Source organism: Lysobacter capsici (assembly GCF_014779555.2).
Lineage (GTDB): Bacteria > Pseudomonadota > Gammaproteobacteria > Xanthomonadales > Xanthomonadaceae > Lysobacter > Lysobacter capsici.
In genome coordinates, this window is sequence record NZ_CP094357.1 from 4949487 (window position 1) to 4966034 (window position 16548).

Below are 16548 nucleotides of genomic sequence, written 5' to 3' on the forward strand. Positions count from 1 at the left end.
AAGACGACGGCACGGGGACGGAGGCGGCACGCCACCATCGCCAGCCCTGGCCGGCCTTCGGGGAATTGTGCGGGATCGCGCGGAGCTTCATGGGCCTACTGTAACTGCTGGATCGGGGTTTGTGCGACCGCGGGCGCGGCGGCTCTTCGCCTCGCCGCACTGTCCCGTATCCGACTGTAGGAGCTGCGCAAGCTGCGACCGCGCCAACACAACTACGGCGCCACTACGGAATTTGCGCGGCAGTTGCATTGACGCGGTCGCGGCTCGCGCCGCTCCTACAGTCAGAACCGCACCGACGGCTCAATCCGCCGTCGCCCCCAACGTCACCCTGACCCGCAACCCCGGATGGTTGTCGAGCAAGGCGATATGCCCGCCGTGACGATGCAGGATCGCCCGCACCAGGCTCATGCCCAGGCCGGTGCCCGGCGAGCCGCGATGGGTCTCCAGGCGCTGGAAGCGATCGAACACCCGCGCCCGGTCCTCGGCCGGAATGCCCGGGCCGCGATCGTCGATCTGCAGCACGATCGCCTGCCGCTCGCGCTGCAGGCCCAGCCGCACCTCGGTATCGGCCGGCGCGTACTTGACCGCGTTGTCGAGCAGATTGACCAGCATCTGGAACAACTGGTCGGCATCGCCGCGCACCCGCGCGCCGCCCGGCGAAGGCAGTTCGGTGGTCAGGGCGATGCCGCGTTCGGCGGCGATCGGCGTGTACAGTTCGGCCGCATCGCGGACCAGGTCGGCCAGGTCGAGTTCGGGCTCGTCGTGCACCGGCGGCTGCGCCTCGATCCGCGCCAGGCGCAGCAGCGCGCCGAACGAATGCAGCAGTTGATCGGTTTCGCCGATCGCCGCGTCCAGACGCGCGGCGGCGTCGGCGTCCTGTTCGCGCTGACGAGCCTCCTCCAGGCGATTGCGCAGCCGGGTCAGCGGCGTGCGCAGGTCGTGGGCGATGTGGTCGGTGGCGTGACGCACGCCGCCGAGCAATTCCTCGATCCGGTCGAGCATGGCGTTGAAGCGTCGCGCGAGCCGGTCGAAGGCATCGTCGCTGCCGTCCAGGCGCGCGCGCAGGTCCAGCTCGCCGCCGCCGACGCGCTCGGCGGTGTTGTCCAAATGCCGCAGCCGGCGCGAGACCCAGCGCGAGGTCATCCAGCCGATCAACGCGCCCAGGCTGGCCGCGACCAGCAGCGCCGCCAATGCCGTGCGCAGCATCAGGCCCAGGAAGCGGTCCTGGCTGCGGGTGCGGGTGCCGGTCAACAAGGTGGTGCCGTCGGGCAGGCGCAGCAGTTGCGCGACCACGCGCAGATCGCCGTCGCCGCTGTGTTCGGTGAATTCGATCCAGTGCGCGCCGCGACGATGGTTCGGCACCGGCGTGTTGCCGGCGACCACGCGGCCGTCGGGCGCGGTCAGCGCGTAGACCGCATCGGGATCGTCGTCGGAGGCGATGCGGTCGCGCAGCTCGGCCAGCAATGCCGCGCCGCCGTCGTCCTGGTACATCTCGACCAGCCCGGCCGCGTCGACCTTGACTAGTTCGCGCGCGTCCTGGATCAGCATCGCCGACACCGCGTAATGCACGCCGATGCCGAGCAATACGAACGCGAACAAGAACGATGCGGTGACCGCGAGCGCGAGACGCGCACTGGTCGAGCGCGGCATCAGGCGCATGCGCGACGCCCGCCTGCGGTGATGCGCGGGCGACTCATGCGCCCAACCGGTAACCGGCGCCGCGCACGGTGTGCAGCAACGGCCGCGGATAGCCCTGGTCGATCTTCTGCCGCAGGCGGCTGATATGCACGTCGATGACGTTGGTCTGCGGATCGAAGTGATAGTCCCACACCGCTTCGAGCAGCATGGTCCGGGTGACCACGCGTTCGGCCTGGCGCATCAGGTATTCGAGCAGGCGGAACTCGCGCGGCTGCAGTTCGATGCGCTTGTCGCCGCGGCGCGCTTCGCGGCTGAGCAGGTCGAGTTCGAGATCGGCCACGCGCAGGCGAGTCGGTTCGCTGCCGCCGGCGCTGCCGCGGCGCAGGATGCTGTCCAGGCGCGCGCTCAGTTCGGCGTAGGCGAACGGCTTGACCAGGTAATCGTCGGCGCCGGCGCGCAGGCCTTCGACCCGGTGGTCGACTTCGCCCAGCGCGGTCAGCAGCAGCACCGGCGTGCGGTTGCCGGCGCCGCGCAATGTCTGCAACAGCACCAGGCCGTCGAGCGCGGGCAGCATGCGGTCGAGCACGATCGCATCGAAGCTTTCGGTGGTGGCCAGGAACAAGCCGTCGCGGCCGTTGTCGGCGTGATCGACGGTATGGCCGTCTTCGCGCAGGCCCTTGGCGATGAAGCTGGCGGTGTGGGGATCGTCTTCGACGAGCAGGACGCGCATGCCGACTCCGCGATCGCGACGGTGCATGAAGGAAAGGACGCCGACAGGATACCGCGCTGGCCGGGAACCACGGCGATGGCCGGCGCCGGGCCGCGGCGGTGGTCGCGCCGGGGAAAAATCGCCCGCCGGACGGACCGGCGGGGCAAGCCGAACACACTAGCGAAAGCGGAACACGGGATCACACGATCGTTCGACCGTCGTCGCGGTCGCTTCAATAAAGGACACCCCGCCGGCTCGCGCCGGCGGGGTGTCGGGGACCCACGCCGACGATGCGTGGGGCTCGGGGGAGCAGGCTCGCGAAGGATCAGTTCGAGGCAGGCGCCGCCGCTTCGGCGGCCGGCGCGGCCTTGGCCGACTTCTTGGCCTTGTGATGCTTGTGCTTGACGGTCTTGGCGGCCGGCGCGGCGGTACCGGCGGTGGTCGCCGGCGCGGCGGCGAACGCGGAACCGGCGAACGCGGTCAGGGCGACGGCAATCAGGGCGTTGCGAACGTTCATGTGAGGCTCCAGGGGATTCGAGGGGGTGGGAGGTTTGGCCGGTGGGGTGGGCCCCATCGCGAAGCCAGATTGCGCCCCGGCGCTTGGCCCCGAGCTTTCCGCTGGATGAACTATTTTTAATGTGGCGCGGCGATTGCGTCGTGCTGATCGCTGCGACATCCGACCGACGTCACAGCTTTATCGGCGCGGTCGCGGCTTGCGCCGCTCCTGCAGTCGCCATCCCAACATCCTTCGCAACTTACGGCCGCCCCCTGTAAGAGCTGCGCAAGCTGCGACCGCGAATTGGGGATAACCAGCGCAACACGACGTGAGCGATCAACGCGACTTCCAGCCAACCTCGCGGCCGCAATGACGCGGTCGCGGCTTGCGCCGCTCCTACAGTCGCCATCCCAACATCCGTCGCAACTGACGGCCGCTCCCTGTAGGAGCTGCGCGAGCTGCGACCGCGAATTGGCGATTACCGGCGCAACACGACGTGAGCGATCAACGCGACTTCCAGCCAACGTCGCGGCCGCAGTGGCGCGGTCGCGGCTTGCGCCGCTCCTACAGCAGCCATCCCAACATCCGTCGCAACTGACGGCCGCTCCCTGTAGGAGCTGCGCGAGCTGCGACCGCGAATTGGCGATTACCGGCGCAATACGACGTGAGCGATCAACGCGACTTCCAGCCAACGTCGCGGCCGCAGTGGCGCAGTCGCGGCTTACGCCGCTCCTACATTCGTTCTCCCAACATCCGTCGTAACTGACGGCCGCTCCCTGTAGGAGCTGCGCGAGCTGCGACCGCTCCTACAGTCGCCACCCCAACATCCGTCGCGACTGACGGCCACCCCTGTAGGAGCTGCGTAAGCTGCGACCGCGAATTGGCGATTACCGGCGTAACACGACGTGAGCGATCAACGCGACCTCCAGCCAACGTCGCGGCCGCAGTGGCGCGGTCGCGGCTTACGCCGCTCCTACAGTCGCTCTCCCAACATCCGTCGTAACTGACGGCCGCTCCCATGTAGGAGCTGCGCAAGCTGCGACCGCGAATTGACGATTACCGGCGCAACACGATGTGAGCGATCAACGCGACTTCCAGCCAACGTCGAGATCGCAATGACGCGGTCGCGGCTTACGCCGCTCCTACAGTCGGTATCGGCAATCGGTCGCAACAGCGACGCGAACGCCGCCGTCGCCCGCGGCGGCTACAGCCCCCGCGCTGCCTCGGCCACCGCGCGGAACAAGGCGCGGCCCTTGCTCATCGTCTCTTCCCACTCTTTCTGCGGGTCGGAGTCGTAGACGATGCCGGCGCCGGCCTGCACGTGCAGGCGGCCGTCCTGGATCACCGCGGTGCGGATCGCGATCGCGGTGTCGGCGTCGCCGTGCCAGCCGATGTAGCCGACCGCGCCGGAATACACGTTGCGCTTGACCGGTTCGAATTCGCGGATGACTTCCAGCGCGCGGATCTTCGGCGCGCCGCTGACGGTGCCGGCCGGGAACGTCGCGCGCAGCACATCGGCGTAGCTCATGTCCGGCTTCAGCTGGCCGGTGACTTCGCTGACGATGTGCATGACGTGGCTGTAGCGTTCGATGCCGAACTGCTCGCCGACTTCGACCGTGCCCGGCAGCGACACCCGGCCGACGTCGTTGCGGCCCAGGTCGATCAGCATCAGGTGCTCGGCGCGTTCCTTCGGATCGGCCAGCAATTCGATTTCCAGCGCGTTGTCTTCCTCGGCCGTCTTGCCGCGCGGACGGGTGCCGGCGATCGGACGCACCGTGACTTCGCCATCCTGAAGGCGCACCAGGATTTCCGGCGAGGAACCGACCACCTGGGTGCCGCCGACATCGAGAAAATACATGTACGGCGACGGGTTCAACGCGCGCAGCGCGCGGTACACGTCGACCGGGCGCGCCTTGAACGGCACGCTGAGCCGCTGCGACAGCACCACCTGGAAAATATCGCCAGCGCGGATCAGTTCCTTGGCTTTCTCGACCGCATCGATGAAGCCGTCGCGGGTGAAACCGGAAACGAAATCGCCTTCGTCCAGGCCGGCCGGATCGAGCGTTTCCGGATAACCGGCGCCGCCGATGCGCAGCCGATGGACCAGTTGATCGAGCCGGCGATTGGCGCGCGCGAACGCCTGCGGCTCGCGCGGATCGGCGTGCACGATCAGGTACAGCCGGCCCTTGAGGTTGTCGAACACCGCCAGCTCTTCGCTCTGCATCAGCAGGATGTCGGGCGTGCCCAGTTCGTCGGGCTTGTAGCTGCCGTCGGGCTGCGGACCGGCCAGGCGCGGCTCGATGTACTGGATGCATTCGAACCCGAACCAGCCGACCAGGCCGCCGGCGAAACCCGGCAGGCCGTCGATCTTGGGCACGCGGTATTCGGTGCGCAGGCGTTCGACTTCGGCGAAGGGGTCTTCGACCTGGCGGCTGTCGACCAGTTCGCCGTGTTCGGACACGAACAAGGTGTGGCCGGCGAACGCGTACACGCGCTGCGCGGGCAGGCCGATGATCGAGTAACGGCCGAAGCGTTCGCCGCCCTCGACCGATTCGAACAAATAGGTGTGCGGGCCGTCGGCGAGCTTGAGATAGACCGACAGCGGCGTGTCGAGGTCGGACAGCACCTCGCGCACGACGGGAATACGGGTGTAGCCGTTAGCGGCCTGTTGCTGGAAGAGTTCGTGCGAGATCACGCGGCGGTTCCTTCATGGACGAGTGGGCAGGAGCGAGGATGGCTTGCGGCCACCATCGCCAACCCACGTCGGCGCAAAAGGAATGCGGGTTCGCCCAGGCTTTCATGGCGCTCACTGTAACTGCTTCGCCGACCGTGCGCGACGGTCCGGCGCCTAGCGGTCGGACTCGGTCGCGAGCGCCCCCGGCAACGCCTGCGCCGCGCTAGCCGACAGCAGCGGGCAGTCCGCCGGCAGGTGCATGCGCAGCCGCGCCGGCACGCAGTCGATGCGGAAGTGATGCGCGTGGACCGGTTCGCCGTCGAGGTTGAGTGTCAGCCCCTGCGGCGAATCGATTTCGACGTATTTCAGTTGCGCGCGCGCGGCGACGCGGTCGAGCGCGGCATGCTTGCCTTCGGTCAGCAGGGTGCGCACGGTCGCGCCGACTTCGCCCGACAACTCCGGGACCACGGTCACGTCGAGCAGGCCGTCGTCGACCAGCGCATCCGGACACAGCGCCTGACCGCCGCCGGCCTGCTTGCCGTTGCCGATGCCCAGGGCGATGAAGTCGCCTTCCCACTCGAAGCCGTCGCCGTGCAGGCGCGCGCGCATCGGCTCGATCTTGCCGAGCTTGGAAATACCGGTGACCAAGTACGCCAGTCCACCCAGCATTTTCTTGAGCCCCGCATCGGTCTCGATCGTCACCTGCGTGCCGAACCCGCCGCTGGCCAGATTGGCGGCCCAATGCAACCCGTCGGGCGCCTCCAGCCGGATCAGGTCGATCGGCCGTGGCGCCTGCCGATCGATCAGGTCCAGCGCCTGGGCCGGATCGGTCGGGATCAGCGCGGCGCTGGCGAAATCGTTGGCGGTGCCCAGCGGGACCAGGCCCAACGAGGGCAACACGTCGGCCGATTCGTCGCGGTGCGCGAGCGTGGTCGCCACTTCGCTGAGGGTGCCGTCGCCGCCGGCCGCGATGATGGTGGCGACGCCGTCGGCGATCGCCTCGGACACGTAGCGCTCGGCGTCGCCGCTTTCCCAGGTGACCCGCACGTCGAGGACGATGCCGCGGTCGCGCATGGCGGCGACGGCGTCGCGCAGGGCATCGTCGCCGGCGGACTTGCCGTTGAGGATCAATCGCCAGCGGGGTTTGGGCATGGGGTCGGGGGTCCGTGGAGGAGTCGCGAGGCTAGCAGCGCCGCGCGCAAGGCAAGTGAAATGCGGATACCGCGAAGTGTGTCACACACCTGTCATCGTTCATCCGGAATATAAGAGGCCATATCAGGGACGACGGGCGGAGGCTGGATTGCCTCCAAATATTCCAGACGCGGGCCGAAAGGCCCGCGTTTTTCGTTTTGGAATGGCGGCTCTACAGCCCATGCAGGTTGCCCCACCTCTGGCCCCTGCCCGCTGCCCGCCGCCTCCTAGGCAGAGCTCAGCGATGAAATCGTTGGCATCCTCGCCTAGCCGAGGCTCCGCTGAGCCCATCGCTCTGGCTCCGTCTTCAACCTAAGCCTTGCCCTTTTGCCCTTTTGCCCTTTTGCTCTTTTGCTCTTTTGCTCTTCGCTCTTCGCTTTGAGCATGAAGTCGCGCCTACCCACCAGCGCTGCGAGGCTTGTAACTCGCGTTAGCAAAAGGACACCCGAAGGGGCGGCGCACATGGATGTGCGCCGTGCGCCACCGGGACAGGATGTCCCGTGTGGCGCATGCCCGCGCAAGCACCGGACGCGCGGGCCCTTGATTCACAACAAAGCATTTTTCTTTGGTTACCTTTCTTTTGTTGCTTTAGACAAAAGAAAGTGACCCGCCGCTTCAGCGGCGGAAGCCTTTGATCCTGCTTGCAGCTTTAAAGGCTTCAAGCTTTGAAGCTTTTAAGCCAGAGGCAAGATCAACAGCTTTCGTCCGCAAGCGGCCGAGTTACTTTCTTTTGTCAAAAGCGACAAAAGAAAGGTAACCAAAGAAAAACTCTTTTCTTTGAATCAAAGGCCCGCAAGTGCGGTGCAGGCGCGGGCACGCGCCACACGGGACATCCTTGTCCCGGTGGCGCGCGACGCGCATCCATGCGCGTCGTCCTTCGGGTGTGCTTTTGTTCTCGCGAGACAGCGGCTTCGCAGCGCTGGATGAACTGCGCGACTTCAAGCCCAAGCAAAGCGACATGACCTCCCTGTAGGAGCGGCGCAAGCCGCGACCGCGGAAATACAACTGCGACGCAGGTTACGACGTCGGCGTCATGGCGCGGTCGCGGCTTGCGCCGCTCCTACAGGAGGGGACGCACCATGCGCGGCGCAATTGTTACTACGGCCTGTGCAACATCACCGCGTCGCGGTATGCATAGACGACGTCACCGCGGCAAACCCACACGCGTGACGACACTACGAACTCACCCCAGAACACCATCCGCCAACACCACCCCATCCGCATCCGCGCACAACCACTCGCCCGGACAGATCACCAAGCCACCGAACCGCACAGGCACATCGCGCAACCCCTGCCCCAACTTGTCGGTCTTGCGCGGACACGTCCCCAGCGCCTTAACGCCGAGCGCCATCGCCCCGATCGCCGCGCTGTCGCGGATCGCGCCGAACACCACCACCCCGGCCCAACCGTTCTCCAGCGCCTTGGCCGCGAGCAGATCGCCGAGCATCGAACGACGCAGCGAACCGCCGCCGTCGATCACCAGCACCCGGCCGTTGCCGGGCTCGGCGACGGCATCGCGCACCAGCGAATTGTCTTCGTAGGCCTTGATCGTGCTGACGATGCCGTCGAAACCGATGCGGCCGCCGTAATCGCGCAGCGGCAGTTCGAGCACGCGCACCTGCGCGTCGTGGCGGTCGCACAGGTCGCAGGTGTTCATCGTCGCGCCCTTGTCGGAATGGGTTCAGCGCCGCGCGGCGGCGACCGCGTTCTTCATGCTCGCGATCACCTCGGCGTAGCCGTGCTGCTGCGCGCCGGGCGCGTTGAAGATCGCCGAACCGGCGACGAAGGTGTCGGCGCCGGCCGCGGCGATTTCGCCGATGTTGTCGGTCTTGACCCCGCCGTCGATCTCCAGGCGGATCGCGCGGCCGCTGTTGTCGATGCGCTCGCGCACCTTGCGCAGCTTGTCCAGCGCCGACGGGATGAAGCTCTGGCCGCCGAAGCCGGGATTGACCGACATCAGCAGCACCAGGTCGAGATCTTCGAGCACCCAGTCGAGCACTTCGATCGGCGTGGCCGGGTTCAGCACCAGGCCGGCGCCGCAGCCGTGCGACTTGATCAGCTGGATGGTGCGATGGACGTGCTGGCTGGCTTCGGGATGAAAGCTGATCGTGCTCGCGCCGGCCTTGGCGAAGTCCGGGACGATGCGGTCGACCGGGTCGACCATCAGATGCACGTCGATCGGCGCGGTCACGCCGTGCTTGCGCAGCGCTTCGCAGACCAGCGGGCCGATGGTCAGGTTCGGCACGTAGTGGTTGTCCATGACGTCGAAATGGACCCAGTCGGCGCCGGCCTTGAGCACGTTGTCGACCTCTTCGCCGAGCTTGGCGAAATTGGCCGAAAGGATCGAAGGGGCGATGACGGTGGATTGCGTGGTCATGGGCGCTGCCGGCGGGAGATGCGGGTATTGTCGCCTTGCTGGGCGGATCAGGCAAAAACGAGTTCAGAGGAGTGAGGAGTGAGTAAAGGCGGGGTCGCTGGCGCTCTTACTCACTCCTCACTCCTCACTCCTCACTCCTCACTCCTCTGAACTCGTTTTTCGCCCTTAGCGTCGGCGCAGCGCCTTGATCCGATCGTAGGCGCGATTGATCTCGCGCGCCTTGAGCTCGGCCTGCTGGCGGACCTCGGGGGCGGCGTTGGCGACCCGGTCGGGGTGGTATTGCGAAATCAGCCGGCGGTAGGCCTGTTCGACCTCGCCGTCGCTGGCGTCCGCGGTCAGGCCCAGCGCCAGGTAGGGGTTGTCGCCGCGCAGCTTGAACCAGTCGGTGTCGAAGGCGTGGCCGATCAGCAGGCCGACGATCGCGCCGAACAGGGGGCTGCCGCGCATCAGCGCAATCCCGGCCACGACCCCCAGCAATTTGCCGTACCAGCGATTCATTCAGGCCCCTCGCGCCGTCCAGCCGGGCCCGCGAGGGCCGAAGCGTCGCAGTTTACCCGCCCGGACCTGCACGCGGCCGGCCAGCCGGCGTACACTGCCCGGCCCCGTCGCGCAGGCGCGCGAGCCGAACGGCTCCGGGCGCAGGGCGATGGGGGTTTCTGTACCGCCATCAGGGGTCCCCACGTTGACGACCACACTGCTGCAATCCGAACTGCCCGGCCTGCCCTTGCGCCACCGCGGCAAGGTCCGCGATGTCTACGATCTGCCCGCCGACCGCCTGCCCGCGGGCGCCGCGCCCGGCGGCGACTGCCTGCTGATGGTCGCCACCGACCGCCTCAGCGCCTTCGACGTGGTCCTGCCGGACCCGATCCCGGGCAAGGGCGAGATGCTGTGCCAGATCAGCAATTTCTGGTTCGGCAAGACCGCGCACATCATTCCCAACCACCTGACCGGCATCGACGTCGCCGCGGTCCTGCCCGACGGCGTGGACCCCGCGCTGTACGCCAGGCGCACGGTGGTGACCAAGCGGCTGAAACCGGTCGCGATCGAGTGCATCGCGCGCGGCTACGTGATCGGCAGCGGCTGGAAGGACTACCAGCGCACCGGCCGGGTCAGCGGCATCGCCCTGCCCAGCGGGCTGCGCCAGGCCGAGAAGCTGGCCGAGCCGATCTTCACCCCCTCGACCAAGGCCGCGGTCGGCGACCACGACGAGAACATCGACTTCGACACCGCGGTGCGCACGGTCGGCGCCGAACTGGCCGAAGCGGTGCGCGACGCGACCTTGCGCCTGTACCGCTACGCCGCCGATTTCGCGGCCGAGCGCGGCATCCTGCTGGCCGACACCAAGTTCGAGTTCGGCACCGACGCTGACGGCCGTCTGTATGTGATGGACGAGATGCTGACGCCGGACTCCTCGCGCTACTGGCCGGCCGATGAGTATCAGGTCGGCACCAGCCCGCCGAGCTACGACAAGCAGTTCGTGCGCGACTATCTGGAGACGCTGGGCTGGGACAAGACCCCGCCGGGTCCGAACCTGCCGGCGCAGGTGATCGAGCGCACTCGGGCGAAGTACGCCGAGGCCTTGCAGAAGTTGGCTGGGATATCGGTGGATTGATTGGAACGAAAGGGCCGCGAAAGCGGCCCTTTCTTTTTGTGGGATGAGGTTGCGCGGGTGGTTTTGCTGCGGCGACGGGGGAGCGGAGGCAAAAAAGCGAAAGCGAAAAGCAAAAGCGAATCCCCCCTGCCCCCCTTTTCCAAAGGGGGGGAAAAGCAGTTGCGGGAGGTTGGGTGGGCCCTGCAGCCTGACCTGACCTGACCTGACCTGCGCGCCTCCCGTGACGAGGTCAGCACCAATGCCGCTGCCCGCGCCATTGCTGCTGCCGTTTCCTTTGCCGTTTCCTTTGCCGTTTCCTTTGCCGTTGCCGTTGCCTTTGCTGTTGCTGTTGCTGTTCCCCCCTTTGGAAAAGGGGGGCAGGGGGGATTCGCTTTTGCCTTGCGCTTTTGCCCTGCGCTTTTGCTTCGCCCTTCCGCTTCACCCTTTTGCTTTTCCCCTACCCCGCCCCCCCCAACTGTCACCTGCTTTACAGAACCCGCCCGCTCAATACGCAACACTCCCCACAAGGCGCCATCCCGCGCCGCCTTCGCCGCCCGCCGACGCCATGCGCGCTACCCTGCCGACCTCGCCTCACGCGGATCGCCCCCGGCATGAACATCGGCTACCTGTATCTCGCCATCGCCATCGCCGCGGAGGTCGTCGCCACCAGCGCGCTCAAGGCCTCGGAAGGCTTCACCAAGGCCGGACCGACCCTGATCGTCGCGGCCGGCTACGGCGTCGCCTTCTATTTCCTGTCGCTGGTGCTCAAGAGCGTGCCGGTCGGGGTCGCCTACGCGATCTGGTCCGGGGTCGGCATCGTCCTGATCGCCGCGATCGGCTGGCTGTTCATGAAGCAAAGCCTGGACGCGGGCGCGATCGCCGGCATTTCGCTGATCGTCGCGGGGGTGATCGTGATCCAGCTATTCTCGAAATCCGCGGCGCACTAGCCGCGCCGCGCGCGTCGTCCCTGCGCGCAAGCACCGATTCACGCGCGCCGTTCGCGGACGCGCCAGCCACCGCCGCGCGGGCCTCGCGCCCGCCACGCATCACCGGGAGCCGCACATGAGCACCGTCGCGCAAACTTCGTTCGAAACCCGTCCGATCGACCGCTGGTTCGCCAGCTATTCCGGCGATCACCGCAACGCCACCAACCAGCGCATCCACGTGTTCGCGGTACCGGCGATCCTGTGGAGCGTGATCGCGCTGCTGTGGTGCATCCCCGCCCCGGGCACCTGGTTCAAGCCCGGCATCTGGGCGGCGATGGCGATGTTCGCGGCGATGCTGTTCTACTACCGCGCCTCGCGCAAACTCGGCCTGGGCATGTTCGCGCAGTTCGCCGTGTTCGCCTTGCTCACGCACTGGATCGCGCAGTCGTTCGGGCTGACGGTGTTGTTGTGGTCGGCGGTCGGCGTGTTCGTGATCGCCTGGATCGCGCAGTTCATCGGCCACAAGATCGAAGGCAAGAAGCCGAGCTTTCTCACCGACCTGACCTATCTGCTGATCGGCCCGGCCTGGGTGCTGGCGAAGCTGTATCGCAAGTTGGGGTGGTCGTACTGAGGGCCGGGATTCGGGATTCGGGATTCGGGATTCGGATTGTTCGATCAAGCGCGATGCCATTGCGATTCGCAACGGCTTCAAGCCACGATCGCGCGAATCAACCCGACGATGCCGAACCCACCCCAGACCCACAGCATCAGCGCCGCCGGCCACGCCGTCCATAAGGCGCGCGACCAGCGCAGCTTGCTGCCGTCCGGGCCGGGCAGGAACATGCGCACCCCGGTGCCCAGGGCCAGGCAGGACAGCACGAAGGCGATCGCGATCAGCGGCCAGCCGCCGCCGGCGCCGGAGGCCTGCATCACGATCAACGCGACGATGGCCAGCATCGCCCACAGCACCAGCGCGTAGATCACCGACCACAACGCCGCGCCGAACGCCGGCCGCGCGCCGAACTCGCGCGCCACCAGCGCGCGCAGCAGCCACGCGCCCGGGATCAGCCACAGCAGCACGACGACCAGCAACAGCAGTCCCCACTCCCAGATACCCGCAGATTGCAGGGCTTGCTTCACAATGGGTCCCCTCCGCCAGTCGCGGCCGCTGATTCGGCGGCCACGATAGCCCAAGCCGGACCGACATGCCCGCTCGCGATATCGCCTTGCTGTTGCTCGTGGTCGTGGCCTGGGCGATCAATTTCCTGACCTCGGCGCTGTCGCTGCGCGAGATTCCGCCGTTCCTGTTCACCGCGCTGCGCTTCGCCCTGCTCGCCGTGCCGCTGGTGTTCATGGTCAAACGGCCCGCGCCGGGGCAATGGCCGCGCCTGATCGCGGTGTGCCTGTGCATCGGCGTGCTGCATTTCGGCCTGAGCTTCAGCGCGCTGAAGGCCGCCGGCGATCTGTCCTCGCCGGCGATCGTGCTGCAAAGCTATGTGCCGATGACCGCGTTGCTGGCGTGGTGGCTGCTCGGCGAACGTTTCGCCTGGCGCACCGGGGTGGCGATCGCGATCAGTTTCGGCGGCGTGCTGGTGCTCGGTTTCGACCCGCTGGTATTGGACAAGCCGATCGCGGTGGTGCTGATGCTGATTTCAGCGGCGTTCCTGGCCCTGGGCACGGTGCTGATGAAGGGGCTGCGCGGGCTGGACGTCTACAGCCAGCAAGGCTGGACCGCGTTGATCGCGGTGCCGCCGCTGCTGGCGATCAGCCTGATCGTCGAACCCGGCGGCCTGTCGACCTTGGGCGAGGTGAGCTGGGTCGGCTGGACCGGCGTGGCCTATGCCGCGTTCGTGTCTTCGCTGCTCGGCCACGGTCTGTATTACCTGTTGGTGCAACGCCATCCGGTCGCCCAGGTCACGCCGTGGCTGCTGTTGGTGCCGGTGATCGCGATCGCGCTGGGCATCGTGTTCTGGGGCGATCGGCCGGGGCCGAGTCTGTGGATCGGCGGGGCGATGGTGCTGGGCGGAGTGTTGCTGATCGCGTTGCGGAATCTGGCCAAGGCGCGGGCGCAGCGGGCGTTGGCGGCGGATCTTTAGGACGCGGCTTTCATTGCGACATCGTGGTTGCGTCGCGTGTGAGGTGGCGCGGTCGCGGCTCGCGCCGCTCCTACAGGGGGCGGTCGATCAATCGCGTGGGGTTTCGAACATTTCGGCGCTCGGCTGGAAGCTGCGCGGGGCGTAGCCGAAGTCGCGTTGCGCCGGGCCTGCGTCGAAGGTCATGTCGTTGCGCATGCGCCGTACCGCGGCTTCGCCCAGGCCGGTCGCGCGGCCGGCCGCCTGCGCGGCGAGCAAGGCCAGGTTGAACAGCGGCGACGGCAGTTCGATCAATCGCACCGGCGGACGCAGACAGGCCAGGGTGCGTTCGACCATGTCGCGATAGCTCAGGGTTTCGCCGCCGGGCACCGCATAGATGTTGCCGAAACTCGCCGGCGCGGTCAGCGCGGCGAACGCGGCATCGGCGAGGTCGTCGACATGCACCGGCTGGCGCAGGCCATCGGCGCCGCGCGGCAGCGGGAAATACTTCAGGCGCTTGGCCAGTTGCGCGATCCGGGTCAGGGTCGCATCGCGGCCCGCGCCGTAGATCAAAGTCGGGCGCAGCACCGTGGCGGCATCGCTGCGCGGCGCCGCGGCCGCGAACAGGACTTCCTCGCCCTGGCGCAGTTCGGCGGCGTTGCGGCGTTCCTCGGCATCGGCCGAACCGCGCTTGGTTTGCGCGCTGGTCGAACCGAACGCGACCACGCGCGTGGCCTCGATGCCGGATTGTTCGTACCAGCGCGAAAACTTCAGCAGCGGACCGCAGCTGAAGATCGCATCGACCCGCGCGGGCAGCGCCGGCACGGCGTCGAGATCGCCTTGCAGCCACTCCAGGCCGGGGCGGTCGTGACGTTGCTGGCGCGAGATCGCCGACACCCGCCAGCCGGCGTGGTACAGGCGTTGCAGCAACGGCATACCGATCTGGCCGCTGCCGCCGAAAACCAAAGCGTGTTTCATGCGTTGTTCAATCCTGGGCGCCGCGCACCGGCAATACCGCGCGCAGCCAACCGAAGCCGATCACGGCCGACAATAGCGAGGCGCCCAGAATACCCAGAACCGCTTCCTCGTAAAGGCGCGCGTCCTGGTACGCCAGCGAGGCGATGAACAGGCTCATGGTGAAGCCGATCCCGCACATCAGGCCCAGGCCGATCATCGCGCGCAGGTCCATGCCGTTGGGGAAACGCGCCCAGCCCAGCGCGCGCATCAGCATCGCCGCGCCGACGATGCCGACCGGCTTGCCGACCACCAGGCCCAGCACGATGCCCATCGGCAAGGCCGCGGTCGCGTCTTCCAGCTTGACCCCGCTCAGCGACAGCCCGGCGTTGACGAAGGCGAACAACGGCAGGATCGCGTAGGCCACCCACGGATGCAGCGCGTGCTCCAGGGTTTCCAGCGGCGAATGTTCGTGCGCGTCGTCGATGTTGTTGCGCTTGTCGACGTGCGGAATCATCAGGCCGGTGGCGACCCCGGCCAAGGTCGCGTGGACGCCGGACTTGAGCACGCACACCCACAGCACCACGCCCAGCGCCAGATACGGCCCCAGCGATTTGACTCCGCGCCGGTTGAGCACCCACATCGCCGCCAACGCGAGCGCGGCCCACATCAGCGCGGTCACCGACAGCCCATGCGAATAGAAGAACGCGATGATCAGGATCGCCATCAGATCGTCGACCACCGCGATCGTCGACAGCAGCAGCTTCATCGCCACCGGCACGCGCGAGCCCAGCAGCGCCAGCACGCCCAGGGCGAAGGCGATGTCGGTCGCGGTCGGCACCGCCCAGCCGCGCATCGAGGCGGCGTCGTTGTGATTGAGCGCGGCGAACAGCAGCGCCGGCACGATCACGCCGGCGGCCGCGCACACCATCGGCAGCACCAGCTGCGAGCGCTCGGCCAGCTGGCCGCTGAGCGCCTCGCGCTTGATCTCCAGCGCGACCACCAGGAAGAAGATCGCCATCAGCCCGTCGTTGATCCACAGCAGCAGCGGTTTGCTGATGTCGAGCGCGCCGATGCGCACCTGCACCGGGATCTCGCGGAACGCTTCGTAGGCCGATTGCAGCGGCGAATTGGCCGCGATCAGCGCCAGCACCGCCGCGGCGATCAGGACGATGCCGCCGGCCGCTTCGAGGCGGAAGAATTCGCTCAGTGCGCGCAACGCGCGCCGCGGCAGCCGCGGCGTGGGGGTGATTTCGCTCATTGCCCATTATAGGCGGGGCGATTGCATGGGTTTTGTGGATGCGGCCAGCCCTTCTCCCGGTTACGGCGACCGAAGGGGTTCAAGGCTGAGAAGGTGCCCGCAGGGCAGATGTGGGTGCGAGCTTCGGCGAGGCCATCGGCGCGACGCGCGCCCTCACCCCAGCCCTCTCCCGCAAGCGGGAGAGGGGGCAACGATCAATGCGAACTGCGTAGGCTTTGCGAATCCTTCTCCCGCTTGCGGGAGAAGGTGCCCGAAGGGCGGATGAGGCATGGGCTTTGCGAGGTCATCGGCGCGGCGCGCGCCCTCACCCCGGCCCTCTCCCGCAAGCGGGAGAGGGAGCAGCGATCAATGCGAACTGCGTAGGCTTTGCGAATCCTTCTCCCGCTTGCGGGAGAAGGTGCCCGAAGGGCGGATGAGGGCATGGGCTTTGCGAGGTCATCGGCGCGACGCGCGCCCTCACCCCGGCCCTCTCCCGCAGGCGGGAGAGGGGCAACGATCAATGCGAACTGCGCAAGCTTTGCGAATCCTTCTCCCGCTTGCGGGAGAAGGTGCCCAAAGGGCGGATGAGGGCATGGGCTTTGCGAGGTGATCGGCGCGACGCGCGCCCTCACCCCAGCCCTCTCCCGCAAGCGGGAGAGGGAGCAGCGATCAATGCGAAC

The 16548-nt window shown here is 67.3% G+C and carries 15 protein-coding genes; 4 read left to right on the forward strand and 11 right to left on the reverse strand.

Features of this window, described 5'->3' with window-relative positions; all coding sequences use genetic code 11:
• Positions 1-300: 300 nt before the first annotated feature.
• The 8 genes from IEQ11_RS20320 to IEQ11_RS20355 all read right to left on the reverse strand — a co-directional run bounded on the left by IEQ11_RS20320 (position 301) and on the right by IEQ11_RS20355 (position 9583).
• On the reverse strand, positions 301-1659 hold the full coding sequence (locus IEQ11_RS20320; RefSeq protein ID WP_036104922.1) for a sensor histidine kinase: 1359 nt from the start codon (positions 1657-1659) through the stop codon (positions 301-303).
• Between the two features lie 34 nt (positions 1660-1693).
• On the reverse strand, positions 1694-2368 hold the full coding sequence (locus IEQ11_RS20325) for a winged helix-turn-helix domain-containing protein (protein WP_036104925.1): 675 nt from the start codon (positions 2366-2368) through the stop codon (positions 1694-1696).
• A 304-nt stretch (positions 2369-2672) separates the two neighbouring features.
• Positions 2673-2864, reverse strand: coding sequence for a hypothetical protein (locus IEQ11_RS20330; protein WP_046657878.1), 192 nt, complete (start codon positions 2862-2864; stop codon positions 2673-2675).
• A 1183-nt stretch (positions 2865-4047) separates the two neighbouring features.
• On the reverse strand, positions 4048-5538 hold the full coding sequence (trpE, locus tag IEQ11_RS20335) for an anthranilate synthase component I (RefSeq protein ID WP_046657879.1): 1491 nt from the start codon (positions 5536-5538) through the stop codon (positions 4048-4050).
• A gap of 153 nt (positions 5539-5691) precedes the next feature.
• Positions 5692-6669, reverse strand: a complete 978-nt coding sequence (yegS, locus tag IEQ11_RS20340) for a lipid kinase YegS (RefSeq protein ID WP_191823538.1) — start codon at positions 6667-6669, stop codon at positions 5692-5694.
• A 1222-nt stretch (positions 6670-7891) separates the two neighbouring features.
• On the reverse strand, positions 7892-8365 hold the full coding sequence (gene rraA / locus IEQ11_RS20345) for a ribonuclease E activity regulator RraA (protein WP_191823910.1): 474 nt from the start codon (positions 8363-8365) through the stop codon (positions 7892-7894).
• Between the two features lie 24 nt (positions 8366-8389).
• Positions 8390-9085, reverse strand: coding sequence for a ribulose-phosphate 3-epimerase (gene rpe / locus IEQ11_RS20350; protein WP_036115462.1), 696 nt, complete (start codon positions 9083-9085; stop codon positions 8390-8392).
• A gap of 165 nt (positions 9086-9250) precedes the next feature.
• On the reverse strand, positions 9251-9583 hold the full coding sequence (locus IEQ11_RS20355) for a J domain-containing protein (protein ID WP_036115466.1): 333 nt from the start codon (positions 9581-9583) through the stop codon (positions 9251-9253).
• 184 nt (positions 9584-9767) lie between these two features.
• Here IEQ11_RS20355 and IEQ11_RS20360 point away from each other — a divergent pair, with 184 nt between their 5' ends.
• From IEQ11_RS20360 to IEQ11_RS20370, 3 genes are all read left to right on the forward strand, one after another.
• Positions 9768-10697 (forward strand): phosphoribosylaminoimidazolesuccinocarboxamide synthase, encoded by a 930-nt coding sequence (locus IEQ11_RS20360; RefSeq protein WP_036115470.1) that lies wholly within the window; start codon positions 9768-9770, stop codon positions 10695-10697.
• Positions 10698-11287: 590 nt separating this feature from the next.
• Positions 11288-11623, forward strand: a complete 336-nt coding sequence (locus tag IEQ11_RS20365; protein ID WP_036115472.1) for a DMT family transporter — start codon at positions 11288-11290, stop codon at positions 11621-11623.
• 115 nt (positions 11624-11738) lie between these two features.
• On the forward strand, positions 11739-12233 hold the full coding sequence (locus IEQ11_RS20370) for an Mpo1 family 2-hydroxy fatty acid dioxygenase (protein ID WP_046657883.1): 495 nt from the start codon (positions 11739-11741) through the stop codon (positions 12231-12233).
• Between the two features lie 77 nt (positions 12234-12310).
• Here the strand turns inward: IEQ11_RS20370 and IEQ11_RS20375 are convergent, their stop codons facing one another.
• Complete coding sequence (locus tag IEQ11_RS20375; RefSeq protein WP_191822023.1) at positions 12311-12742, reverse strand: hypothetical protein; 432 nt, start codon at positions 12740-12742, stop codon at positions 12311-12313.
• A 65-nt stretch (positions 12743-12807) separates the two neighbouring features.
• Here IEQ11_RS20375 and IEQ11_RS20380 point away from each other — a divergent pair, with 65 nt between their 5' ends.
• Positions 12808-13698: a DMT family transporter gene (locus IEQ11_RS20380; protein ID WP_191822024.1), complete on the forward strand. Its 891-nt coding sequence runs from the start codon at positions 12808-12810 to the stop codon at positions 13696-13698.
• 87 nt (positions 13699-13785) lie between these two features.
• Here the strand turns inward: IEQ11_RS20380 and IEQ11_RS20385 are convergent, their stop codons facing one another.
• Together IEQ11_RS20385 and nhaA are read right to left on the reverse strand one after the other, a co-directional pair.
• On the reverse strand, positions 13786-14652 hold the full coding sequence (locus IEQ11_RS20385) for an NAD-dependent epimerase/dehydratase family protein (RefSeq protein ID WP_046657887.1): 867 nt from the start codon (positions 14650-14652) through the stop codon (positions 13786-13788).
• Positions 14653-14659: 7 nt separating this feature from the next.
• A complete protein-coding gene (gene nhaA, locus IEQ11_RS20390; protein ID WP_191822025.1) occupies positions 14660-15889 on the reverse strand; it encodes a Na+/H+ antiporter NhaA in 1230 nt (409 codons plus the stop codon).
• Positions 15890-16548 lie beyond the last annotated feature (659 nt).